This window comes from Dyella thailandensis, assembly GCF_050749815.1.
Taxonomy (GTDB): domain Bacteria; phylum Pseudomonadota; class Gammaproteobacteria; order Xanthomonadales; family Rhodanobacteraceae; genus Dyella_A.
This window is the reverse complement of the sequence record NZ_CP192735.1, coordinates 2,873,384-2,896,953: the sequence shown is the minus strand read 5'-3', so window position 1 is coordinate 2,896,953 and position 23,570 is coordinate 2,873,384. Positions and strand designations below refer to the sequence as shown.

20 protein-coding genes are annotated in these 23,570 nt (G+C 69.3%); 14 read left to right on the top strand and 6 right to left on the bottom strand.

The genetic code is table 11. The features are described from left to right. The first annotated feature begins 51 nt into the window (after window positions 1-51). The 7 genes from ACQVBX_RS13380 to ACQVBX_RS13350 all read left to right on the top strand — a co-directional run bounded on the left by ACQVBX_RS13380 (window position 52) and on the right by ACQVBX_RS13350 (window position 9,820). Complete coding sequence (locus ACQVBX_RS13380; RefSeq protein WP_431634681.1) at window positions 52-1,107, top strand: efflux RND transporter periplasmic adaptor subunit; 1,056 nt, start codon at window positions 52-54, stop codon at window positions 1,105-1,107. Window position 1,108: 1 nt separating this feature from the next. Further along, window positions 1,109-4,177 (top strand): efflux RND transporter permease subunit, encoded by a 3,069-nt coding sequence (locus tag ACQVBX_RS13375; protein ID WP_431634680.1) that lies wholly within the window; start codon window positions 1,109-1,111, stop codon window positions 4,175-4,177. Between the two features lie 21 nt (window positions 4,178-4,198). Continuing rightward, window positions 4,199-4,510 (top strand): DUF3240 family protein, encoded by a 312-nt coding sequence (locus tag ACQVBX_RS13370; RefSeq protein ID WP_253564103.1) that lies wholly within the window; start codon window positions 4,199-4,201, stop codon window positions 4,508-4,510. Then, entirely contained in the window at window positions 4,507-5,859 is a 1,353-nt protein-coding gene (locus ACQVBX_RS13365; protein ID WP_431634679.1) for a TolC family protein, read from the top strand. The genes ACQVBX_RS13370 and ACQVBX_RS13365 overlap by 4 nt, the downstream gene beginning before the upstream one ends. A 293-nt stretch (window positions 5,860-6,152) precedes the next feature. Further along, window positions 6,153-6,326, top strand: coding sequence for a hypothetical protein (locus tag ACQVBX_RS13360; RefSeq protein ID WP_431634678.1), 174 nt, complete (start codon window positions 6,153-6,155; stop codon window positions 6,324-6,326). Between the two features lie 158 nt (window positions 6,327-6,484). Further along, on the top strand, window positions 6,485-9,139 hold the full coding sequence (mgtA, locus tag ACQVBX_RS13355) for a magnesium-translocating P-type ATPase (RefSeq protein ID WP_431634676.1): 2,655 nt from the start codon (window positions 6,485-6,487) through the stop codon (window positions 9,137-9,139). Window positions 9,140-9,160: 21 nt separating this feature from the next. After that, window positions 9,161-9,820 carry a hypothetical protein gene (locus ACQVBX_RS13350; RefSeq protein WP_431634674.1) on the top strand — a complete coding sequence of 220 codons (660 nt, stop codon included), beginning with the start codon at window positions 9,161-9,163 and terminating at the stop codon, window positions 9,818-9,820. Between the two features lie 97 nt (window positions 9,821-9,917). Here the strand turns inward: ACQVBX_RS13350 and ACQVBX_RS13345 are convergent, their stop codons facing one another. Further along, window positions 9,918-10,898, bottom strand: coding sequence for a bile acid:sodium symporter family protein (locus ACQVBX_RS13345; protein ID WP_431634673.1), 981 nt, complete (start codon window positions 10,896-10,898; stop codon window positions 9,918-9,920). 188 nt (window positions 10,899-11,086) lie between these two features. On the opposite strand from ACQVBX_RS13345, the gene ACQVBX_RS13340 reads away from it, so the two are divergent. Beyond that, window positions 11,087-13,579 carry a CehA/McbA family metallohydrolase gene (locus tag ACQVBX_RS13340; RefSeq protein WP_431634671.1) on the top strand — a complete coding sequence of 831 codons (2,493 nt, stop codon included), beginning with the start codon at window positions 11,087-11,089 and terminating at the stop codon, window positions 13,577-13,579. Window positions 13,580-13,618: 39 nt separating this feature from the next. Here ACQVBX_RS13340 and ACQVBX_RS13335 read toward each other — a convergent pair whose 3' ends face one another. Both ACQVBX_RS13335 and dnaG read right to left on the bottom strand, forming a co-directional pair. Further along, entirely contained in the window at window positions 13,619-14,239 is a 621-nt protein-coding gene (locus ACQVBX_RS13335) for a DedA family protein (RefSeq protein ID WP_431634669.1), read from the bottom strand. Window positions 14,240-14,277: 38 nt separating this feature from the next. Beyond that, window positions 14,278-16,062, bottom strand: a complete 1,785-nt coding sequence (gene dnaG, locus ACQVBX_RS13330) for a DNA primase (RefSeq protein WP_431634667.1) — start codon at window positions 16,060-16,062, stop codon at window positions 14,278-14,280. 31 nt (window positions 16,063-16,093) lie between these two features. Here dnaG and ACQVBX_RS13325 point away from each other — a divergent pair, with 31 nt between their 5' ends. After that, window positions 16,094-17,869 carry a S41 family peptidase gene (locus tag ACQVBX_RS13325; protein WP_431634665.1) on the top strand — a complete coding sequence of 592 codons (1,776 nt, stop codon included), beginning with the start codon at window positions 16,094-16,096 and terminating at the stop codon, window positions 17,867-17,869. A 69-nt stretch (window positions 17,870-17,938) separates the two neighbouring features. On the opposite strand, the gene ACQVBX_RS13320 is transcribed toward ACQVBX_RS13325, so the two are convergent. The 3 genes from ACQVBX_RS13320 to rpsU form a co-directional block, all read right to left on the bottom strand. After that, window positions 17,939-18,109 carry a DUF1328 domain-containing protein gene (locus tag ACQVBX_RS13320; protein ID WP_431634663.1) on the bottom strand — a complete coding sequence of 57 codons (171 nt, stop codon included), beginning with the start codon at window positions 18,107-18,109 and terminating at the stop codon, window positions 17,939-17,941. Window positions 18,110-18,218: 109 nt separating this feature from the next. Continuing rightward, the gene (locus ACQVBX_RS13315; RefSeq protein WP_431634661.1) at window positions 18,219-18,665 is read right to left on the bottom strand and encodes a GatB/YqeY domain-containing protein; all 447 of its coding nucleotides are present in this window, start codon (window positions 18,663-18,665) and stop codon (window positions 18,219-18,221) included. A gap of 187 nt (window positions 18,666-18,852) precedes the next feature. Further along, complete coding sequence (rpsU, locus tag ACQVBX_RS13310; protein WP_017463750.1) at window positions 18,853-19,068, bottom strand: 30S ribosomal protein S21; 216 nt, start codon at window positions 19,066-19,068, stop codon at window positions 18,853-18,855. Window positions 19,069-19,177: 109 nt separating this feature from the next. Here rpsU and tsaD point away from each other — a divergent pair, with 109 nt between their 5' ends. The 5 genes from tsaD to ACQVBX_RS13285 all read left to right on the top strand — a co-directional run bounded on the left by tsaD (window position 19,178) and on the right by ACQVBX_RS13285 (window position 23,502). Next, a complete protein-coding gene (gene tsaD / locus ACQVBX_RS13305) occupies window positions 19,178-20,203 on the top strand; it encodes a tRNA (adenosine(37)-N6)-threonylcarbamoyltransferase complex transferase subunit TsaD (protein WP_431638185.1) in 1,026 nt (341 codons plus the stop codon). A 131-nt stretch (window positions 20,204-20,334) separates the two neighbouring features. After that, on the top strand, window positions 20,335-20,694 hold the full coding sequence (gene folB / locus ACQVBX_RS13300) for a dihydroneopterin aldolase (protein WP_431634659.1): 360 nt from the start codon (window positions 20,335-20,337) through the stop codon (window positions 20,692-20,694). Window positions 20,695-20,819: 125 nt separating this feature from the next. Then, window positions 20,820-22,085: a mechanosensitive ion channel family protein gene (locus tag ACQVBX_RS13295; RefSeq protein ID WP_431634657.1), complete on the top strand. Its 1,266-nt coding sequence runs from the start codon at window positions 20,820-20,822 to the stop codon at window positions 22,083-22,085. Window positions 22,086-22,088: 3 nt separating this feature from the next. Continuing rightward, window positions 22,089-22,589: a 2-amino-4-hydroxy-6-hydroxymethyldihydropteridine diphosphokinase gene (gene folK, locus ACQVBX_RS13290; protein ID WP_431634655.1), complete on the top strand. Its 501-nt coding sequence runs from the start codon at window positions 22,089-22,091 to the stop codon at window positions 22,587-22,589. 58 nt (window positions 22,590-22,647) lie between these two features. Beyond that, window positions 22,648-23,502 carry a DUF6159 family protein gene (locus tag ACQVBX_RS13285; protein ID WP_431634653.1) on the top strand — a complete coding sequence of 285 codons (855 nt, stop codon included), beginning with the start codon at window positions 22,648-22,650 and terminating at the stop codon, window positions 23,500-23,502. Window positions 23,503-23,570: the final 68 nt, after the last annotated feature.

Sequence of the window (23,570 nt, the reverse complement as noted above, 5' to 3'; positions counted from 1 at the left end):
AGTTTCGCGCTCCACGCTTGGCGAACGAATCGTCCTGCCCTGGAGTGCGCCATGTCCCGTCGGCTGCTGCCGTTGCTGATCTTCCTGCCTGCGCTGGCCTGGCGGCCGGTCGCGGCGGCCGAAACGCTGAAGACGCTGACCCCGACGCAAAAGCAGGCGCTGGACATCCGCACCGGCCAGGCGCAGCGCGCCGAACACGTGCCGCTGGACGGCCTGCCGGCCCGGGTCAGCGTGCCGTTGACCGGTAGCGCGGTGGTAACCGCTCCCTACGAAGGTGTGGTGGTCGAGCTGCTCGCGCGCGAGGGCCAGACGGTCAAACAAGGCCAGCCGCTGGCGCGTATCCGCAGCCGCGAGGCGATGACGCTGGGCGCCGATCTCGCCGCCGCGCAGGGCGAGTTCCGCGTGGCCAGCGCGCAGGCCGAGCGCGATCGCCAGCTGCTCGCCGAGGGCATCATCCCGGCGGCGCGGGCGCAGGCCGACGAGGCCCGAAGCGCCGCCGCCGCGGCCCGTCTGCGCGAGCTGCAGGCTGCGCGCGCGATGGCGCCCGCCGGCGCCGCGCCCGGTACCTACGAGCTGCACGCGCCGATCGCCGGCCGCGTGCTGGAGCGATCGTTGCAGCTGGGTGAGCCGGTGGCGATGTTCGCCAAGGCCTACGTGCTGGCCGCGGGTAGCCAGGTGATGCTGGAAATGCAGGTGCCCGCACGCGACGCGGGCACCCTGCGCGCCGGCCTGCCGGTGCGGGTGGCTGGCGGCGGCGAGGGCCAGGTCAGCGAGATCGGCGGCGCGGTCGATCCGTCCAGCCAGACCGTGCGCGTGCGCGCCGAGGTCGACGGTGGCCGCCTGCTGGTCGGCCAGCAGGTGCGCGCGAGCTTGCTGCTGCCGGCGCCGGCCGGCGCGGTGCGGGTGCCGTCCGAGGCGGTGGTCGAGCGCGAAGGGCAGACCCGCGTGTACGTGGCCCGCGGCGGCGGTTTCGTCGCCGTGCCGGTGCAGCGCCTGGCGCAGACCACCACCGGTGAGAGCGTGATCACCGGCCCGATCGCCGCCGGCAGCGAGCTGGTGGTGCGTGGCGCGGCGCGGCTGGACGCGATGCCGGCCGGAGGCCAGTGACATGCTGCGCCGGCTGATCGAATTCTCGCTGTCGCAGCGCCTGCTGGTGCTGCTCGCCGCGCTGGCCCTGGCCGGCGGCGGCGTGTGGGCCTTCATGCGCCTGCCGATCGACGCCTATCCGAACATCGCGCCGACCCAGGTGAAGTTGATCCTGAAAGCGCCGGGCATGACCCCGGAGGAAGTGGAGGCGCGCGTGGTCACGCCGCTGGAGATGGAGCTGCTCGGCATCCCCGACGCGGTGATGCTGCGCTCCACCGCCAAGTACGCGATCGCCGACGTCACCCTCGACTTCCGCGACGGCACCGACATCTACTGGGCGCGCCAGCAGGTCGCCGAGCGTTTCGCTGCGGCCTCCGGCTCGCTGCCGCCGGACATCTCCGGCGGCCTCGCACCGATCGCCACGCCGCTGTCGGACATGTTCATGTTCACCATCGAGGGCGGCGGCCTGAGCCTGGCCGAGCGGCGCACCCTGCTGGACTGGACCATCCGCCCGGCGCTGCGCACGATCCCCGGCGTGGCCGACCTCAACGCGCTCGGCGGCCAGGTGCGCAGCTTCCTGGTCGAACCCGATCGCGCACGGCTGTCGGCCACCGGCCTGCACTTCAAGGACGTGATCGACGCGCTCCAGCGCAACAACCGCAACGACGGCGCCGGCCGCCTGCGCGACGGCGACTACGCGCTGATCGTGCGCGCCGAGGGCGCGCTGCGCACGCTCGAGGACGTGCGCGAGGTGGTGGTGGCCAGCCGCGACGGGGTGCCGGTGCGCGTGGGCGACGTGGCCGAGGTGCGCTACGGCGCGCTCACCCGCTACGGCGCGGTCACCCGCGACGGCGAGGGCGAGGCGGTCGAGGGCCTGGTGGTCGGGCTGCGCGGCGCCGACGCGCAGCGCGTGGTCGGGCAGGTGCAGGCGAAGTTGGCCGAGCTGCAGGCCAGCTTCCCTTCCGGCGTGACGATCGAGCCATTTTACAACCGCAGCGCCTTGATCGAGCGCGCGGTGGGCACGGTGAAGGACGCGCTGATCGAGGCTACCGTGCTGGTGGTGATCCTGCTGCTGCTGTTCCTCGGCGACGTGCGCGCCGCGCTGGTGGTGTCGCTCACGCTGCCGATGGCCGCGCTGTGCACCTTCATGCTGATGCAGTTGTTCGGCATGAGCGCCAACCTGATGAGCTTGGGCGGCCTGGCGATCGCCATCGGCATGCTGGTGGACGCGGCCGTGGTGGTGGTGGAGAACACCGTCAGCCAGCTCGCTCCGGCCAGCGGTGCGACCCAGCTGCCGCGCTTGCACCGCATCTACCGCGCCGTGGTCGAGGTGGCCAAGCCGGTCACCGCCGGCATCGTGATCATCTGCCTGGTGTTCGTGCCGCTGCTCACCCTGCAGGGGCTGGAGGGCAAGCTGTTCGGGCCGGTGGCGCTGACCATCGTGTTTGCGCTGGCCTCCTCGCTGGCGCTGTCGATGACGGTGATCCCGGTGCTGTGCTCGCTGCTGCTGCGCGAACACACGCACGGCGAGCCGTGGCTGATGCGCCAGATCGAGCGCGGCTACCGGCCGCTGCTGGACTGGTCGCTGGGCCACGGCCGCGCAATGGGCATCGGCGCTGGCGTGGTGCTGCTGCTCGGCGTGGGCGCCTACCTGGGCACCGGCAAGACCTTCATGCCGACCATGGACGAGGGCGACATGCTGGTGCAGCTGGTCAAGCAGCCGTCGATCAGCCTGGAGGCCTCGCGCGACCAGGACCTGGCGATCGAACGGGCGATCAAGGCGAAGCTGCCCGAGGTGGAGCACGTCATCGCGCGGCTGGGTTCGGACGAGCTGGGCCTGGATCCGATGGGCCTCAACGAGACCGACATGTTCCTGCAGCTCAAGCCCAAGTCGCAGTGGCGCGAGCCGAGCAACGCTTGGCTGGAGGAGCAACTGCGTGCGGTGATGGCCGACTTCCCCGGCATCGAGTACGGCTTCACCCAGCCGATCCAGATGCGCGTGTCCGAGATGCTCACCGGCAGCCGCGGCGACGTGGCGGTGAAGGTGTTCGGCCCCGAGCTGTCCACGCTCAATCAGCTGGCCAACCGCATCGCCGCGATCATGCAGCAGACCCAGGGCAGCCAGGACGTGATCGCGCAGACGCAGGAAGGCGTGCGCTACTTGCGCGTGCGCGTGGACCGCATGCTCGCCGGCCGCTACGGGCTGGACGTATCCGCCGTGCAGGACGAGCTGCGCGGTCAGCTAGAAGGGCAGGGCGCCGGCGTGGTGCTGGAACAGCAGCGGCGCACGCCCTTGCTGGTGCGCGGCGCGCCGTGGGTGGCGCAGACGCCGGCGCAGTTCGAGCGCCTGAGCCTGGCCCGCGGCGACGCCGGCGAGGTGCCGCTGGACCAGCTGGCGACGATCGAGCCCGGCACCGGACCGGTGCAGGTGCGCCGGGAGAACGGCTCGCGCTTCGCGCTGGTGCAGGCCAACGTGGCCGGGCGCGACCTGGTCGGCTTCGTCGAGGAGGCGCGCCAGCGCGTGCAGCAGCAGGTGCACCTGCCGGCCGGCTACTCGGTGACCTGGGGCGGCCAGTTCGAGAACCAGCAGCGCGCCGCCGCGCGGCTCGCGGTGGTGGTGCCGATCGCGCTGGGGCTGATCTCCCTGGTGCTGTTCTCCACCTTCGGCTCGGTGCGCCAGGCGGTGCTGATCCTGTGCAACGTGCCGTTCGCGCTGGTCGGCGGCGTGATCACCCTGTGGCTCACCGGGCAGTACCTGTCGGTGCCCGCGTCGGTGGGTTTCATCGCGCTGCTCGGCATTGCCGTGCTCAACGGCCTGGTGCTGGTGACCCACTTCAACCAGCTGCGCGCCACCGGCATGGCGCTGGCCGAGGCGGTGCACGAAGGCGCGCTGCGCCGGCTGCGGCCGGTGATGATGACCGCCTCGATCACCGCGCTGGGCCTGGTGCCGCTGCTGTTCGCCAGCGGTCCCGGCTCGGAGGTGCAGCGGCCGCTGGCGATCGTGGTGATCGGCGGCCTGGTCACCTGCACCGCGCTCACCCTGCTGCTGCTGCCGGTGCTGTTCCGCCGCTACGGCGAGTCCAAGGCCTGACCGGGCCGCTAGGAGATTCCCATGACGCTCATCCTCAAGCGGCTGACCCTGCTCGCCGCGCGTGAACTGGAAGAGACCCTGGTCGAAGCCCTGCTCGACCTGCAGCCGGCCTTGCCCGGCTTCACCACCGCGCTCGTCGCCGGTCACGGCGAGGGCTTCGCGCGCGCCTCGGTGCAGGAAAGCGTGCGCGGCCGCATCGACCGCCTGCAACTGTGGATCGTGCTGCCGGAGGGCGACGTCAAGCGTGTGCTCGACCTGCTCGCGGCGCGCTTCGCGCACAGCCGGCTGCGCTGGTGGGTCGAGCCGGTCGAAGCGATGGGAGAGCTGGCATGAAGCGCCTGCTGCTTGCCCTTGCGCTGGCCAGTGCGCTGACCGCACCGGCGACGTTCGCGCAGTCGGTCGCCGCGGGCAACGCGCTCGCGGATACCTCGTTGCCGCCGCAGGAGCTGGTGCTGAAGGTAATCCAGGGCACTCCCGAGGTGCAGGCGGCGCAGGCGCGGCTGGGCCGTGCCGAGGCGGAAGCGCGCATGCGCCAGGTCGGCCCGCACGAGCCGCAGCTGTCGCTGATCCCGCAGACCCGCCGCATCGACGGCGACCGCCGCTACCGAGAGTGGGAAGTCGATCTCTCCCGCGGCGTGCGCTGGCCGGGCAAGGCGCGGCTGGATCGCGAGATCGGAGCGGCTGGTCGCGAGGCGGCCAGCCTCGCGTTCGAGGATGCGCACCATGCGGCGGCGCGCCGGCTGCTCGCGCTGTGGTCGGACTGGCAGCGCGCGGCCGCCGCCACAGCGCTCCACGAAGCCCAACTGGCGGCGTGGCAGCGCGAGCGCAGCGCCGTCGCGCGTCGCGTGCAGCTGGGCGACGCGGCGGCGCGCGACCGGATCACGCTCGACGCCGCGGTGGCGCAGGCCGAGGCGGCGGTGGCGCAGGCGCAGGCCGACGCGGATACCGCGAAGCTGGCGCTGTCCTCTGCCTTTCCCGTTCTGCCGCTGCCGACAACGGTGCATCTGCCGGCCGCGCCGACCGCGCTGGATGGCAGCGATACCGCGTGGGTCGAACTCATCCAGCAGCGCAGCCACGAGATCGGCACCGCCGCGGCGATCGCCCGCAAGAAGGACGCCGAGGCGCGCCGCGCGCGCGCCGACCGCCTGCCCGATCCTCAGATCGGCCTGCGCATGGTCAGCGACCGCGGCGGTCGCGAGCAGGCGTTCGGGGTCACCGTGACGATGCCGCTGGGCGTGTCCTACCGCGCCGCGGAAGCGGCCGCCGCCGGCGCCGATGCGATGGGCGCCGAGGCCGATCTGGCGATGACTCGCCGCGACGTCGGCCGCGACGCGCGTCAGGTGGTGACGCTGGCCCGCGCGCGCTACACCATTTGGCAGCGCCAGCAGCAGGCCGCTGCGGCCACCGCGAGCAGCGCCGACAAGGCCGAACGCGGCTACGCGCTCGGCGAGCTGGGGCTGGATGAAATGCTGATCGCGCGCCGCGCCGCTCAAGAGGCGGCGCTGGCGGCCAGCCGCGCCGAGATCGACGCGATCGAGGCGGTCACCCGGGTCAAGGTCGACGCACACGCGGTGTGGCACCGCCACGATCCGGGCGATCACGACGAGGATGCGCCGGCCGCCGGCGCCGCGGCGAACGCCTCGCTCAACCCGCCGCTGCCGGCGTTGCCGTCCGGCGGTTGAGTGGCGCAGGAACTTTCGTCGTCGCAGGCATTGACAGCGCCCTGCTGCAGCACAACAATCCGCGCGCCGTCCGGCGCGCCGCGCCGTTACGGCACCTCAAGTCCACCAACCAAGGCATATGGACGTCTACCCTAGTCGCAACGTCGACACCCGCGAGCATCGGGTGCCGGCGACGCATCACAAGTCGAACGCCTGCGGCGACCGCCTGCGGTCGGCCGACGCTTTCCGCTAGGAAACGTCCGGCCCACTCCTGACGGTGCGCCACAGGCACCGTTACCCGAGGAGATGGGCCCATGAAGCTCCTTCGCGATTCCCTCCGCTGGCGCGTGCTGCGTCCCCAGCTGTTCGGCGTGCGTGCGTGTTCCGAGCGCCGCTACACCGTGACCGTACCGGCCCCGCGCAACGTCTCGACGCGCGTCGCCGAGCGCGCCGCGATCACCCCGTCCGCGATGCCGGGCCTGCACTGATGCGCTGCTGCTTCATCCGCAGGGGCTGGCCTCCGCCAGGCTCTCGACCGCCGCGATCGCTCAGGCGATCGCGGCCGAGCCCTCTCGTGCCGGCGGCCAGCTGATCTTTCTCATGGGCTTCCGGCGTAGCGCAGACTCGCAACCACGGAAGCCTCTCCATGACCCGGCAGCCCCCCCTCCACGCGGCACGCAAGACCGCGGGCAAGACCTCCCCCCTGCCGACCACCGTCGCCGCTGCCGCCGAGGCGTGGCGCCCGGTGGACGCGCTGTTCGCCAGCTTTGCCACCGGCCATGACGGCCTCGACGAAGAGGCGATCCAGGCGCGCCTGCAGGCCGATGGCCCCAACGAGGTATCGCACGAAAAGCCGCCGCACTGGTCGCGCCAGCTGCTGCACGCCTTCCTCAACCCGTTCATCATCGTGCTGCTGTCGCTGGCGGTGGTGCAGCTGGCCACCGACGCCAGCGACCTCACCGGTCCGCTGATCGTGATGGTGATGGTGGCGATCAGCGTGCTGCTGAGCTTCACCCAGGAATACCGCTCCTCGCAGGCGGCGGAAAAGCTCAAGGCGATGGTGCGCAACACTGCCAGCGTCACCCGCCGCGCCTCCGATGGCCACAGCGAGCGCATCGAGGTGCCGGTGGTCGAGCTGGTGCCCGGCGACATCGTGCACCTGGCCGCCGGCGACATGGTGCCGGCGGACCTGCGCCTGCTCAGCGCCAAGGATCTGTTCATCAGCCAGGCGATCCTCACCGGCGAATCGCTGCCGGTGGAGAAGGCCGCGCCCAGCGGCCGCGACCTGCTCGATGCCGGCAGCGCCAACCCGCTGGATCTCTCCAGCGTCTGCTACATGGGCACCAACGTGATCAGCGGCACCGCCAGCGCGCTGGTGGTGGCTACCGGCAGCCGCACCTATCTCGGCTCGATCTCGCGCAGCCTCACCGGCCAGCGCGTGCAGACCAGCTTCGACCGCGGCGTGAAGTCGGTCAGCTGGCTGCTGATCCGCTTCATGGCGGTGATGGTGCCGATCGTGTTCGCGCTGAACTGGTGGGACAAGGGCAACTTCTTCGAGGCGCTGCTGTTTGCACTGTCGGTGGCGGTGGGCCTGACCCCGGAGATGCTGCCGCTGATCGTCACCGCCAACCTGGGCAAGGGCGCGATGGCGATGTCCAAGCGCAAGGTGGTGGTCAAGCGCCTCAACGCGATCCAGAACTTCGGCGCGATGGACGTGCTGTGCACCGACAAGACCGGCACGCTGACGCTGGACAAGATCGTGCTCGAGCGTCACCTCGACCTGGACGGCGAGGAGTCCGACGAGGCGCTGGAGTTCGGCTACCTCAATAGCCGCTTCCAGACCGGCCTGAAGAACCTGATGGACAAGGCGGTGCTGGAGCATCGCGATCTGGAGCCCGCCGCCAGCATGTACCGGCTGGTGGACGAGATCCCGTTCGACTTCCAGCGCCGGCGCATGTCGGTGGTGCTGGGCGACGCCGGCGGCGAGCACCTGCTGGTGTGTAAGGGTGCGGTGGAGGAGATGCTGGCGATCTGCGATCACGCGCGCATCGGCGGCGAGCTGGTGCCGATGACGGCCGAGCGCCGCACCGCGATCAAGGACATGACGCGCGAGCTCAACCACGACGGCCTGCGCGTGCTGGTGGTGGCGATCCGTCAGCAGCCGGCGACCGGCCGTCCCTACGGCGTGGCCGACGAGGCCGGGCTGACCGCGGTCGGCTGCCTGGCCTTCCTCGACCCGCCGAAGGATTCGGCTGCCACCGCGATCCGTGCGCTCAACCAGCACGGCGTGGCAGTGAAGGTGATCACCGGCGACAACGAGGCGGTGACGCGCAAGATCTGCCGCGAAGTGGGGCTGGACGTGGAGCACTCCGCGCAGGGGCGCGATATCGAATCGCTGGACGACGCGGCGCTGGACGCGCTGGTCGCGCGCACCACCGTGTTCGCCAAGATGTCGCCGCTGCAGAAGGCGCGGGTGGTGAAGTCGCTGCAGCGCCAGGGCCACACCGTGGGCTTCCTCGGCGACGGCATCAACGACGCGCCGGCGCTGCGTGAGGCGGACGTGGGCATCTCGGTGGATACCGCCACCGACATCGCCAAGGAGTCGGCCGACATCATTCTCCTGGAAAAGAACCTGATGGTGCTGGAGGAGGGCGTGATCGAGGGACGGATCACCTTCGGCAACATCATGAAGTACATCAAGATGACCGCCAGCTCGAACTTCGGCAACGTGTTCAGCGTGCTGGTGGCCAGCGCGTTCCTGCCGTTCCTGCCGATGCTGCCGCTGCAGATCCTGGTGCAGAACCTCTTGTACGACATCTCGCAGCTGTCGATCCCGTTCGACCGGCTCGACGAGGAGTACCTGCGTCGCCCACGCAAGTGGGACGCCAGTGACATCGGCCGCTTCATGGCCTGGATCGGGCCGATCAGCTCGATCTTCGACATCACCACATTCTGGCTGATGTGGCACGTGTTCGGCGCGAACTCGCCGGCGCACCAGTCGCTGTTCCAGTCCGGCTGGTTCATCGAGGGCCTGCTGTCGCAGACGCTGATCGTGCACATGATCCGCACCCGGCGCATCCCGTTCCTGCAGAGCATGGCTTCGGCGCCGGTGCTGGCGCTCACCGCCGCGATCATCACGCTGGGGCTGGTGATTCCTTTCACCGCGATCGGCGCCAAGCTCGGCATGGTGCCGCTGCCGCCGGCCTACTTCGGCTGGCTGGTGCTCACCCTGGTCAGCTACAGCGTGCTGACCCAGCTGGTGAAGCGGCTGTACATCCGGCGCTTCGGGCGCTGGCTGTGACGATGGTCGGGGGAACCGATCATGCGCCGCCTCGCCGGTACGCTCGTACTGGCATCCGCCCTGCTGCCGTCGCTGGCGGCACGGGCCGGTGCCAGCCTGCTGGTCGACGACGCCGGGACGACGCCGGACGGCCACTGCCAGCTGGAATCCTGGCTGCGCCTGGCACCGACCGGCGCTGCTGACGCCAGCGCCGTCCCGGCCTGTGCGCTGGGCGGCGTCGAATACAGCCTTGGCGGATCGGTGGCGTCCACGGCGACGCCTGCCGAGCTGAGCTTCGGTCTGAAACACACGCTGCGCGACGTGGGCGAGGCTACGCCCGGCTTCGCGGTCTCCGTAGGCTCGGCCTGGAGCGGTCATGCGGGCACGCCGGGCGCGGCGGTCGCCAACCTGATCGCCAGCGTGCCGGTGCCGGGCCTTGGGCTGGCCCACCTCAATGCCGGCTGGAGCGTGGCGCGAGGACACGCTCCCGCACCGACCTTCGGCACGGGCCTGGAACACCCGCTGGGTTCGCATTGGCTGCTGCTCGCCGAAGGCTATGTCCAGCGCGGCGCCAGCCCGGCGTGGCAAGCCGGCCTGCGGCGCATGCTGGGGCGCAGCGTGACGGCCGATCTGCTGATGGGGACGGACCCGCACGGCCGCTGGCTGACGCTCGGCCTCAACTATTCGCCCGGCGAAGGCTGAGCGCCTTCGGGCGGCTGCCTGTTCGCCGGTAGGAGCGCACCCTGTGCGCGACGCTTTCCGTCACGTGACGAAGAGCATTCGCGCACAGGGTGCGCTCCTACATGGAGGCGATGTTGGTGCCCCGCGCCAAGCGCCGCGCGATCACCGCGCAGACCATCAGCTGCAGTTGGTGGAAGATCATCAGCGGCAGCACGATGCCGCCGAGCCCGCCGGGCAGGGCGACGAACAGCAGCTTGGCCATCGGCACGCCGGTGGCGAGGCTCTTCTTGGAGCCGCAGAAGAAGATCGTGATGCGGTCTTCGCGCGCGAACTTCAGTGCGCCGGAGCCGAACCAGGCCACGAGCATCACCAGCGCCAGCAGCAGCGCGTCGGCGCCGAGCGTGGCCAGCAGCGCCAGCGGCGGCGTGGTTTTCCACAGGCCTTCCACCACCGCCGCGCTGAAGGCGGTGTAGACCACCAGCAGGATCGTGCCCTGGTCGGTGTAGCGCAGCAGCGGTCGATGGCGGTCCACCCAGGCGCCAATCCACGGGCGCAACAGATGCCCCGCTACGAACGGCAACAGCAGCAGGGTGAGGATCTGTTCCACCGCGTGCCACGAGAAGCCGTGTCCGCTGCCGTGCGTGGCCACCGTCAGTCCCACCAGCAGCGGCGTCAGCACGGTGCCGACCAGGCTGGAGGTGGAGGCGCTGACCACCGCCGCCGGCACGTTGCCGCCGGCCATCGAGGTGAAGGCGATCGACGACTGCACCGTGGAAGGCAGGGTGCACACGTAGAGCACGCCCAGCAGCAGCGCGGGCGTCAGCATGGCGCCAAGCAGCGGCCGCAGTACCCAGCCCAGCAGCGGAAACAGCACGAAGGTGCAGGCGAACACGCAGGCATGCAGGCGCCAGTGGGTCATGCCGTGCAGCACCGCCGCGCGCGAGAGCTTGGCGCCGTGCAGGAAGAACAGCAGCGCGATGGCCGCATCGGTGATGCGATCGAAGGCGACGGCCCACGCGTCGCGGCACGGCAGCAGCGACGCCAATGCGACGGTGACCAGCAGGGCCTGGGTGAACGGATCGATGGGCAGGCGGCGCATGCGCTCGTGATGCGTTTGGCAAAACCGCAAGTCTATCCGGCCGCCGGTGCAGTGCGCGGACCGCGCGCTGACGCCAAAGCGCAAACCCTTGCGCGAGTCCTAGGAACTTTGGTCATACCCGCGCCACGTAGGCCTGCCATATAACGCCGCGGGGGAAATTCTTACATTGACGTAGGGGAACGGGAGTCATGCAGAAGAAATCATGGATAGCCGGCAGCCTCGTGCTGGCCGGTGCGGTGTTCTGTACCCCGGTGCTGGCGACGATGCCGCTGCCGGATCACCAGGAATTCGGCGTGGCGTTGCAGGTGCCGTTCGCGGCCACCGCCACACGCCCGATCGTCTTGCACTTCGAATATCCCGGCGCCGCGCCGGGCACGCCGATCGCCTGGGAAGTGGACGTGCTCGACGCCAGCGGCCAGGTGCGCCGCCACTGGCAGGGCAGCACCACCCTGGCCAAGGCACGGGACAGCCTGGTGCGGATGAACTGGGATGGCCGCGATGCCCAGCGCGCCGCGCTGGCGCCCGGCTACTACACGGTGCGGCTGCGCGCGTTGGCGTTGGACGACACGGTGATCGGCCGCATCGGCTCGGGCCTGGCCAATCAGGCGCTGGCATTGGCTCAGAGCAAGGCCCCCGAACTGATCGAGCAGCAGCGCTACGACGTGATGGTGGGCAGCGTGGCCAAGCCGGCGATGCCGAGCTTCCACGCGCTGCCGATGCATCGTTCGACGACGCAGGGAGTGACTACCCAGGCGGCCACCATGCAGTCGGTGAGCACCACCGGCGGCCTGCCGTACACGATCTACTACGGCAACCTGCACAGCCAGACCAACCACAGCGACGGTGGCGGCGTGGTGTCCACCTGCAAGGATGCGCAGGCCCCGCAGAGTGCGCCGTACGGCCCGGCCGATGCCTACCAGTACGCGATGAACGAAGGCCTGGACTTCCTGATGACGTCCGAGCACAACCACATGTACGACGGCTCGACCGGCACCAACAGCTCGGCCAGCCCGACCACTGCGCACAACCTTTACCAGTCGGGCCTGCAGGCGGCCAGCACGTTCAATGCCGCGCACGCCAACTTCCTCGCCATCTACGGCCTGGAGTGGGGCGTGATCAGCAACGGCGGGCACATGAATATCTTCAACACGCCGAGCCTGCTGGAGTGGGAATACAACAGCTCCAACCAGCTGATCGGTGACGTGTTCACCGCCAAGAGCGATTACGCCTCGCTGTACACCTTGATGCACACAAATGGCTGGATCGGCCAGTTCAACCATCCGGCGAGCTCGGGCCAGTTCCTGGTCAACGGAACGAACTTCGGCTACACCGCCGACGGCGATGCCGTGATGGTGCTGGCCGAGGTGCTCAACAGCTCGGCGTTCTCCAGCAACACCACCGAAACCGAGACCAGCCGCAGCAGCTACGAGACGGCCTTCAACACCATCCTTGAGCGCGGTTACCACGTCGCGCCCAGCTCGGATCAAGACAACCACTGCGCCAACTGGGGTGCGAGCTTCACCAATCGCACCGGCGTGCTGCTGCCCAGCGGCACCGCGCTGAACTCGTCGAACTTCCTCGATGCGCTACGCGCCCGCCGCGTGTTCGCCACCGAGGACAAGACCGCGCAGATCGTGCTCACGGCCAACGGCCACGTGATGGGTGAGCGCTTCAGCAACAGCGGTCCGCTCACGCTCACCGTGAACTACGCCAGCAGCACCGGCCACACCGCGCAGCGCGTGCAGGTGTTCCAGGGCGTGCCGGGCAGCAACGGCACGGTGAGCACGCTGTCGGAGACGGCGACCACCACCACCACGCCCAGCGCCGGCGACCACTTCTACTACGCCAAGATCACCCAGGACGACGGTCTGCGTCTATGGTCGGCGCCTGTGTGGGTGACCGAGGGCTCGGGCGGCGGCGGTGGCGACACCACGCCGCCCACGGTGAGTGCCAGCGAGAGCGGCACCAGCGGCACGATCAGCTTCAGTGCGAGCGCCAGCGACAACGTGGGCGTGAGCAAGGTGGAGTTCTACGTCGACGGCGCGCTCAAGGCCAACGACACCGCCTCGCCGTACAGCGCCAGCCTCGACTCCACCACGCTGGCCGACGGCTCGCACAGCCTGGTCGCCAAGGCCTATGACGCGGCTGGCAACGTCGGCACCAGCAGCACGGTGAGCTTCAGCGTGTCCAACGGCTCAGGCGGCGGCTCGGGCGGCGGCAGCACCGAGCTGATCGGCAACGGCGGCTTCGAAAGCGGCGCGACGGTGTGGACGCAGACCAGCGGCGTGATCAACAGCGACACCAGCGAGGCGGCGCACGCCGGCAGCTGGAAGGCGTGGCTGGACGGTTACGGCTCGGCCCACACCGACTACGTGCGCCAGAGCGTGACGATTCCCGCGTCGGTCGCCTCGGCCACGCTGAGCTTCTACCTGCACGTGGACACCGCCGAGTCCGGCAGCACCGCGTACGACACGCTCAAGGTGCAGCTGATCACCGCCGCCGGCAGCTACGTCACGCTCGCTACCTACTCCAACACCAACGCGTCCAGCGGCTACGTGCTGCGCACGATCGACCTGGGGGCGTACAAGGGGCAGACGGTGCAGGTGAACTTCTACGGCGTGGAAGATGGCTCGCTGCAGACCTCGTTCGTCATCGACGACGTCAGCGTAAAGACGCAGTAAGCGATCCAGGTGCGGGAGGCATCTCGCCTCCCGCATGTTTCAGCAGCGCTCGTCGCACTGCCGGCGGCGGTGGCGCCACCACAGGCCGGCGGCGATCACCACCAGGGCGCCGCCGACGACCCACAGGCCACCCTGGCCGCGATGGATCCAGGTGGCCAGCCAGTCGCGGTTGTCCGCGCCCAGGTAACCCAGGTACACCCACAGCGGCACGCTGATCAGCGCGGCCAGCCCATCGAGCAGGATGAAGCGCCAGAACGACACCCGATGGGTGGCGCCGGCGGTGATGAACACGGCCGTGCGCATGCCGGGCAGGAAGCGCGCCACGAACATCATGCGGTTACCGTAGCGCTCGAACTTGCGCTGCACCTTGGCGTAGCGCGCCGGCGGCAGCAGCCAGGCAAACAGCCGCAGGCGCAGGATGCGCGCACCGAAGTGGTGGCCGAGCAGGAACATCGACGCGTCGCCCACCAGCACGCCCACCATGGTCACGCCTACCATCACGTGCACGTTGGCGTAGCCGAGGCCGGCGATGACGCCGCCGGCGACCAGGGTGATGTCCTCCGGCAGCGGCACGCCCGCGCCGCACAGCAGCAGCGCGATAAACACCGACACGTAGCCGTGTTCGGCGAAGATGCCGATCAGGCGCTCAAGCAGATCCATCGGCACCCCCTTGTCGATGCCGCATGCTCACTCCCGGGTCACTCGGCCGCCGCGGTGGGCGCACGCTTGGCCGCCAGCAGTTCGCGCAGCTCGGTTTTCTCCGCATCGCTCAGCGCGCCTTCGCGACTCTTGGCCACCAGCGCATCGCGGCGCTGCGCCACGGCCTGCTGCTCCATCCGCGCCAGGGCTTCGAAGAACTCCACCTGCTGCGCCTCGGGTTCGCCCACGGCCGCGGCGGCCATCAGTTTCTGCAGCGCGGGATACTCCGGGCGCTCGGTGTAGTGCTCCACCAGCGAAGCCGGATTGATGCCGGGACGCGAGCGGGCCAGGTCGATCAGTTCGGCAAGCAGTTCGACGCCGGGCTTGTCCAGGCGCAGGAATCCGTAGGGGCGCTCCACCCGCTCGGCCAGACTGGGCTGCGCCAGCAGCAGTGCGATCGCGCTGCGCACCAGCGAGCGCTGCACTGCCACCGGCCGCTGCACGGCGCGCTGTGCGGCCGGTGCCTCGAACGTGGCGCGCGCGCCGCTGCGCTTCTCCAGCTCCTGCGCCATCAGGTCGCGGAAGGCACCGTCGGGCAATTTCGCGATCAGCGGGCGCGCGCGCTCGGCCAGCCGCGCGCGGCCATCGAGGCTGCTCATGTTGACGTCGTGCGACAGCTCGCCGAAGAAGTAGTCCGACAGCGGCGTGGCCTCGCGGATACGCTTCTCGAAGCCGTCCTTGCCTTCCTTGCGCACCAGCGAATCGGGATCCTCACCGTCGGGCAGGAACAAGAAGTACGCCTGGCGGCCGTCGCGCAGCCGCGGCAGCGCCGACTCCAGCGCCTTCCACGCCGCGGCGCGGCCGGCGCGGTCGCCGTCGAAACAGAACACCACGTCGGGTGCGGCGCGGAACAGCACCTCGGTATGCTCCGGCGTGGTCGCCGTGCCCAGCGTGGCCACCGCGATCGGCAGGCCGGCCTGGTGCAGGGCGATCACGTCCATGTAGCCCTCGACCACCACGATGCGCTCGAGCTTGGTGTTGGCCTGCTTCACCTGCCACAGCGCAAACAGCTCGCGGCCCTTGTGGAACAGCGGCGTCTCGGGCGAGTTGAGGTATTTGGGGCCGTCATTTTTGCGCGCGTCCTGCGCGCGAGGATCAAGAACCGGCGATCCATCGCCGGACTTTTCAAGGATTCTTCCTCCGAAGGCGATGACTCTTCCGCGGCGATCGAGGATCGGGAACATCAGCCGCTCGCGGAAGCGGTCGTACTTGTTGCCGCGCTCGTTGCTGGCGACCATGCCCGCTTCGTTGAGCAGCTGCAGGCGCTTGTCGTTGGTGCCCAGCGCCTTGATCACGCCATCGAAGCCGGCCGGCGCCCAGCCGAGGCGGAAGCGCGCGATGGTGTCGGCGTCGAGCCCGCGCTTCTTGCAGTAGGCCTGTGCGTCAGGGCTCTTCGGCAACTGCTGCTGGTACCAGCCAGCGGCGGCGTCGAGCAGGGCGTAGAGATCAGTCTTGTCCTCGCGCGGGCGCTCGTCACGACCGCCCTCGCGCGGGACGGTGAGGCCGACCGACTGGGCCAGCTCCTCCACCGCGTCGGGAAACTCCAGCCGCTCGTACTCCATCAGGAACTTCACCGCGCTGCCGTGCACGCCGCAGCCGAAGCAGTGATAGAACTGCTTGGCCGGGCTGACGTAGAACGAGGGCGAGCGCTCGTCGTGGAACGGGCAGCAGGCGGTCCATTCGCGCCCGGCCTTCTTCAACGGCACGCGCCGCTCGATCACGTCGACGATGTCGACGCGGGCAAGCAGTTCATCGATGAAGCTGTCGGGAATACGGCCGCGCATGGGCTTGCTAGTCTAGCCGCTGGAAAGGCGGATGGCCGCCGGATGGAGCGAGGGGATAGTGATGCAGGGACGCTGGCTGATCGAGGGGCTCACTCTGCTGGTGTTAGCCAGCGGGTTGCGGGCGCAGGAGGTCGGCAAGACGCCGGCCCAGCGCTATGCGCACGTGCAGGATCTCAACAACCGCGCGGCGGTCGTCTTGCGCCCTCCAAAGGAAGGTTTGCCCAGCGAGGAGGCATTGCTGGCCCTGCAACTGGCCAGGCAGGCGCAGGCCGAGTTGGACACGCTGGAATCTGGTCTGCGCGATGATGCAGGGATGCTGGACCGTGCGGAGGACCGACGCTTCGACGCGGTGCTACGCCAGGCGGCCGCCGAGGCGGCGCTGGGTGATCACGCCGCTGCACTGGATGCGCTGGAACGTCTGCGCAGGTTACGCATGTATGCCCAGGACGCGGATTTCCTGCTGAAGATCCCCGGCTTGAGACCGCTGCAGGGCGAGCCGCGCTTCCGGGCCCTGGTCGCTGACCTACGGCGGATCGATCGGCGCTGGAAGGCTTCTGCGCTGATGCCGCTGCCCGCCTCCGGCCTGACCGAGGCCCAGCGCGTGGCCGGGCTGTCGCTGTTCTGGTCGGAGGCTCGCTACAACTTCGTCTATTTCGACCATGTCCCGGAGCTGGATTGGAACCAGGCTTATCTGGATTTCCTGCCCCGGGTGATCGCTGCCAGGACGCTGCACGACTACTACGACGTGATGATGCGCTTTGCTCCGCTGCTGCACGATGGCCACACCGACATCTATCCCCCGGACGCGATCGCCAACGAGTTCTTAGCCCAGCCGCCGATACGCACGACCCTGCTCGATGGTGGGCAGGTAGCCGTGACCTGGGTGGGAAGTCCAGCGATGGACGCCAAAGGCATCCGGGTAGGTGACGAGCTGCTCGAAGTGGACGGCGAGCCGGTGCGGCAGTATGCCCGCCAACACGTCGCGCCCTACGTCAGCAGTTCCACGTCGCAGGACCGTCACGTGCGGATGTACGACTATCAGTTGCTCGACGGTGACCACCGCAAGCCCGTCCGATTGAAGCTGCGGCATGGCGACGGGACCACCTATGCAGTGGATCTCTCGCGTGAGCCAGACGCCGCTGTCCGTATTCGACCGAAGGTGGAATGGCGCATGCTGCCCGGCGGCATCGCATACCTTGCCGTCAACGAGTTCGAGGATGACGCCGGGCCACGGGCATTCGCCGAGCACCTGCCTCAGATTCTCGCCGCGAAGGGCCTGATCCTCGATGTGAGGCACAACGGCGGAGGCTCTGCCTCCTACGGCCTGGATATTCTCTCCTACCTCTCCGACCAATCAATCCAGGAGGAGGCGCGCCGTTCGCTCGAGTACGTCCCAGTATTCCGCGCCTGGAACGGCTCCTATGTCGCCTGGCGGACCCTGGCGTCGAGGTCGTTCGAAAGGCCGCATGAGGCGCATTTTCGGGGCCCGGTGGCCGTGCTGGCCGGCCCGCGGACGTTCTCCGCCGGCGAGGACTTCGTGGTTTCGTTCAAGCTGATGAGGCGCGGTCTGTTGATCGGCGAGGCCACCGGTGGCAGCACCGGTCAGCCGCTTCAGTTCGAGCTGCCGGGGGGCGGGCATGCACGGATCTGCGCAAAGCGCGACACCTGGCCCGACGGGACCGAGTTCGTCGGGCAGGGGATCGCACCAAGCCTGCGGGTGGCGCCCACCATTGGTGATGCCCGCGCGGGCCGTGATCCGGTGGTCGAGCGCGCCGCTGCCGCCCTACGGGCCGATGTCGGGCGATGAACGCAGCGCCAGAAGCAAAAGAAAAGGCGCCGTCGGCGCCTTTTCTTTTTTCCCACGTTAGTGCTGGCGTCAGAGTATGTGGAATACGCCAATGACGGCGAGCAGAGCAATCAGGAACAGGATCACGAAGATCGCGAACAGCACCTTGGCGATGGTGGCGGTGGCGCCGGACACGCCGCGGAAACCGAGGATGCCGGTGACCAGCGAGATGATGGCGAAGATGATGGCCCACTTGAGCATGTGACACTCCCTGGATGGGTGGCCGCCGGGCGGCACGGAATCAGTGAGCGTCGTTGTACGGGGTCGGCCGTGAAGGTCGTGCATCAGGAGGGTGCACGCTCCGCTCGCTTCAGCCACCCAGGCGCGCCTTGATGCGGGCCGAGGCCACGCCCATGTCGGCGCGGCCGGCGGCCTTCGTTTTCACCACGCCGACCACCTTGCCCATGTCGCGGGCCGAGCTGGCGCCGGTCTCGGCGATGGCCGCCTCGATCAGCGCGTCGAGTTCGGCGTCGGAAAGCTTGCTGGGCAGGTAAGTCTCGATCACTGTGATCTCGGCGCGCTCGACCTCGGCCAGATCCTCACGTCCGGCGGCGACGTACTGGCTGATCGAGTCCTTGCGCTGCTTGAGCATCTTCTCCAGCACGGCCAGCACCTGGGCCTCGTCCAGCTCCACGCGCTCGTCCACCTCGCGCTGCTTGACCGCGGCGAGCATCAGCCGGACCACGCCCAGCTTGTGCTTGTCGCCGCCGCGCATGGCGGCCTTCATGTCCTCGGTGAGCTGCTGTTTGGTCGACATGGCGGTAGGCTCCTGGTGCGGCGGTGGGAGAGACACAAACGCACAAGGCCGGCGCTGCGCGGGGCAGCGTCGGCCAGTGTTTGAAGCGTAGCGCAGTGGCGGCGGATCAACGCGCCAGCTGCCGAGGGATCGTGATCGACGCGGGGCGTCGCGATCCGGGCGTCCGCGAGGTGCGGACGCGCCTGACTCAGTACAGCCGGGTGCGGCGCGTGGTGTCGCGCGACAGGCGGCGCAGGTGACGCTTCACCGCGGCGGCGCGCTTGCGCTTGCGCTCCTGGGTGGGCTTTTCATAGAACTCGCGCTTGCGGGTTTCGGCAAGCACACCGGCCTTCTCGCAGGTACGCTTGAAACGGCGCAGAGCAAGCTCGAACGGCTCGTTCTCGCGAACTTTAACGTTGGGCATGGAATCTCCGGGTGGTAATCTTGCCCGTCTGATCGGGCGAGCCGCGAAGTATAACGTGGGTACCACAGAATTTTCAAAGGTGGCTGCGGGGCACGCCGTCACCGGCCCGGTGCTCGGCATCGAGACCTCCTGCGACGAGACCGGCGTGGCCTTGCTGCGCTGGCAGCCGCAGGCGCCCGGCGAGGGCCTGCTGGCCCACACCCTGTACAGCCAGATCAAGCTGCATGCGGACTACGGCGGCGTGGTGCCCGAGCTGGCCAGCCGCGACCACGTGCGCAAGCTGCTGCCACTGGTGCGCGAGACCCTGGCCGAAGCCGGGCTGACCCCGCAGGACCTCGGTGGCGTGGCCTACACCGCCGGTCCCGGCCTCGCCGGGGCGCTGCTGGTCGGTGCCTCGGCGGCGCGGGCAATGGCCTGGGCGCTGGGCGTGCCGGCGATCGGCGTGCACCACATGGAGGGCCACCTGCTGGCGCCGCTGCTGGAGGCCGACCCGCCCGAGCCGCCGTTCGTGGCGTTGCTGGTGTCCGGTGGCCACTCGATGCTGGTGGAAGTGGCAGCGATCGGCGACTACCGCATTCTCGGCGACACCCTGGACGATGCCGCCGGCGAGGCGTTCGACAAGACCGCCAAGCTGATGGGCCTGCCGTATCCCGGCGGCCCGGCGCTGGCGGCGCTGGCCGGGCAGGGACGAGCGGGCGCGTTCCGCTTCTCCCGTCCGATGACCGATCGCCCCGGCCTGGATTTCAGCTTTTCCGGCCTGAAGACCCAGGTGCTGCTGGCCTGGCAGGGCAGCGACCAGAGCGAGCAGACCCGCGCCGACATCGCCCGCGCGTTCGAGGAGGCGATCGTCGACACGCTGGTGATCAAGTGCCGCCGCGCGCTGGAGGCGACCGGCGCCGCGCGGCTGGTGATCGCCGGCGGCGTGGGCGCCAACCGCCGCCTGCGTGCCGAACTGGCGGCGGCCGGCGAGAAGGACGGTTTCCGCACCTACTTCCCGCGACTGGATTTCTGCACCGACAACGGCGCGATGATCGCGCTGGCCGGCGCGATCCGGCTGGCCCACGGCCAGCATCAGGACATCACCGTGCAGGTGTTCCCGCGCTGGGACCTGGAGAGCCTGCCACCGGCGGCGTAGGAGCCCGCTCACGGGCGATGCTTTTGGTTTTGATGTCGAATCAGAGCGAAGAGCATCGCCCGCGAGCGGGCTCCTACCGCTGCGGCAGCAGGCCGCTTGCGCCGCTGCGCGCGGTGCCCGACGCTTACGCGATGGATATCGTCTTTATCGAAGATCTGCGCATCGACACCGTCATCGGCATCTATGACTGGGAGCGGCGGGTGCGCCAGACGCTGTCGTTCGACATCGAGATGGCGTTCGACAACATGCGCCCGGCCGCCAGCGACGACATCGCCGACACGCTCAACTACAAGGACGTGTCCAAGCGGCTGATGGCCTACGTGGGCGAGTCGAGCTTCGGTCTGGTGGAAACGCTGGCCGAGCGTTGCGCGGCGATCATCCGCGAGGAGTTCGGTGTGGCCTGGGTGCGGCTGAAGCTGTCCAAGCCCGGCGCCGTGCGTGGCGCGAAGGCGGTCGGCGTGCGCATCGAGCGGGGCGTTCGGCCGCAGTAGGGCAGACTGTTAGCATGCAAGGCTGCCGCGCGCGCTGAGGCCGAGCCTCGCGCGCTTGTCCGCGACTGCCGCTGCGCCATGCGCCCCCGGGCCCCGGCGCGGCCTGCACGAGGAGACCCTTCGTTTTGGATTCCCTGCCCGACTGGGCCCGCACGCCCGTGATGCATACCGCCATCGCCACCGTCGCTCTGCTGCTGGTGGCATGGCTGGCCGGCCTGCTGGCGCGGCTGATCCTGTTCCGCGTGGTGCGGGCGATGGCCGTGCGTACGGCGTGGAAGTGGGATGACGAGTTGTTCCGCGCGGGCGTGTTCCGCTGGATCGCGCGGCTGGTGCCCGCGGTGGTGGTGCAGTTCGGCCTGCCCCTGGTGCCGGATCTGCCACCGGAGGTGGAGCGCCTGGTCGGCAACCTGGCGCTGGGGCTGATGGTGCTGTTCCTGGTGCTGGCGCTCAGCGCCTCGCTCACGGCGATGGAAACCATGTACCGCGCCACGCCGGGCAGCGCGCAGCGGCCGATCAAGGGCGTGATCCAGCTGGGCAAGCTGCTGCTGTTCATCGTCGGCGTGCTGGTGATCATCGGTACCGTGACCGACAAGAAGATCGGTCTGCTGCTGTCGGGCCTGGGCGCCATGTCGGCGGTGCTGATCCTGGTGTTCAAGGACACCATCCTGGGTTTCGTCGCCGGCATCCAGCTCGCTTCCAACGACATGCTGCGGGTCGGCGACTGGATCACCATGCCCGGTGCGGGCGCCGATGGCGACGTCATCGACATCACGCTGTACACGGTGAAGGTGCGCAACTTCGACCGCACCATCGTCACCATTCCGACCTGGAAGCTGATCTCCGAGAGCTACCAGAACTGGCGCGGCATGGCCGAGTCGGGCGGGCGGCGGATCAAGCGCGCGCTGCTGATCGACGCGGCCACCGTGCATTTCCTCGATGCCGAGGGGCTCGAGCGGCTGGGCCGCTTCCGCCTGCTGCGCGAGTACCTGGGCGCCAAGCACACCGAGCTGGCCGAGTGGAACCGCAGCCTGGGCGAGGCCGGCGAGCAGGCGGTGAACCGGCGCCGGCTGACCAACCTGGGCAGCTTCCGCGCCTACGTCACCGCTTACTTGAGCGAGCACCCGCGGGTCCATCACCAGATGACCTGCATGGTGCGCCAGCTGGAAAGCCACGCGCAGGGCATCCCGCTGGAGCTGTACTGCTTCACCAACACCACCGAGTGGACCGCGTACGAAGGCATCCAGAGCGACATCTTCGACCACCTCTACGCGCTGCTGCCCGAGTTCGGGCTGGCGCTGTACCAGCCGCCGACCGGGAACGACCTGCGCGTGGGGCTGGGCGCGGCGCGGCGGGGCAGCGATCATCCGCTACCCGCCCTAGCCCGAGACTGATTCATGGCCCGTGTCTACCTGAGCCTCGGCTCCAACGTCGAGCCGCGGCGTCATCTGACTGCCGCGCTGGACGAGCTGCGGGCGCGTTTCGGCGCGCTGGCGGTGTCGCCGGCGTACCGCACCAAGTCGGTAGGCTTCGACGGCGCGGATTTCGTGAACCTCGCGGTCGGCCTGGATACCGACCTGTCACCGGCCGAGCTCAACGACTGGCTGCACGCGCTGGAAGATCGCCAGGGCCGCCGCCGCGACGTGCCGCGGTTTTCCGACCGCACGCTGGACCTGGACATCGTTTTCTACGACCGCCTCGTCACCGAAGGCCCCGGCCACCTGCAGATTCCGCGCGATGAGCTGAAGCACGCTTTCGTCCTGCGGCCCATCGCCGATATCGCACCGCATTTCGTGCACCCGGTGACCGGCCGCACGATGGCCGAGCTGTGGGCGGCGTTTTCGGCCGAGGGCGAGTCGATGACGGTCGAGTCGTGGCTGGAGCCGTCCGCCGGCTGATCTTCCCTGTGCGCCCGGCCTGCGCCACCATGGCGGCTCCAACCGGGGAGGGGAATCCATGGGCAAGTTTGCGCGCAGCTGGGAACTGATGAAGGCCAGCGCCGGGGTGTTGCGGTCAGACAAGTCGCTGCTGGTGTTTCCGCTGCTGTCGGGCATCTGCAGCCTGGTGGTGATGGCCAGCTTCCTGATCCCGGTGGCGGCGATGACGATCGAGGGCGAGCGGCTGGGCGTGCACTACCAGCACGGTCTGTCGACGGCGTCGTGGACGCTGCTGTTTTTCTTTTACCTCGTGCAGTACTTCGTGATCTTCTTCTTCAACACGGCGCTGGCCGGCGTGGCGCTCAAGCGCCTGCGCGGCGAGGCGGCCGGCGTCAGCGACGGCCTGGCGCTGGCCGGTTCGCGCTTCGGCGCCATCCTCGGCTACGCGCTGATCGCCGCCACCGTGGGCCTGCTGCTGCGCATGGTGCAGGAGCGGCTGGGGCTGATCGGTCGTTTCATCGTGGGCCTGATCGGCCTGGCCTGGACCGTGGCCACCTTCCTGGTGGTGCCGGTGCTGGCCGGCGAGGGCGTGGGGCCGGTGGATGCGGTGAAGCGTTCGGTCGAGCTGCTGCGTCGCACCTGGGGCGAAAACCTGATCGGCAACGCCGGGCTCAGCGTGGTGTTTGGCGTGATCGGATTCGTGTTCGTGCTGGTGTCCGTCGTGCTGGTGGGCGGCGCGTTTTCCACGCACTCCATCGCGGCCGTGGTGACGGCGGTCGGCATCGTGGTGCTGGGCTTCATCACGCTGGCGCTGGTGCAGTCCTCGCTGCAGGGCATCTATGCCGCGGCGCTGTATCGCTATGCGGAGGAAGGCGAGGCCGGCGCGGGCTTCCCGCCGGCCCTGCTGGAGCAGGCGTTCCGCACCAAGGGCTGAGCGTCACACCGAGAGCGTGCGGCCGCGGGGCGGACGCACGAGCGGCCAGCCACAGGCACCGGCGAGGC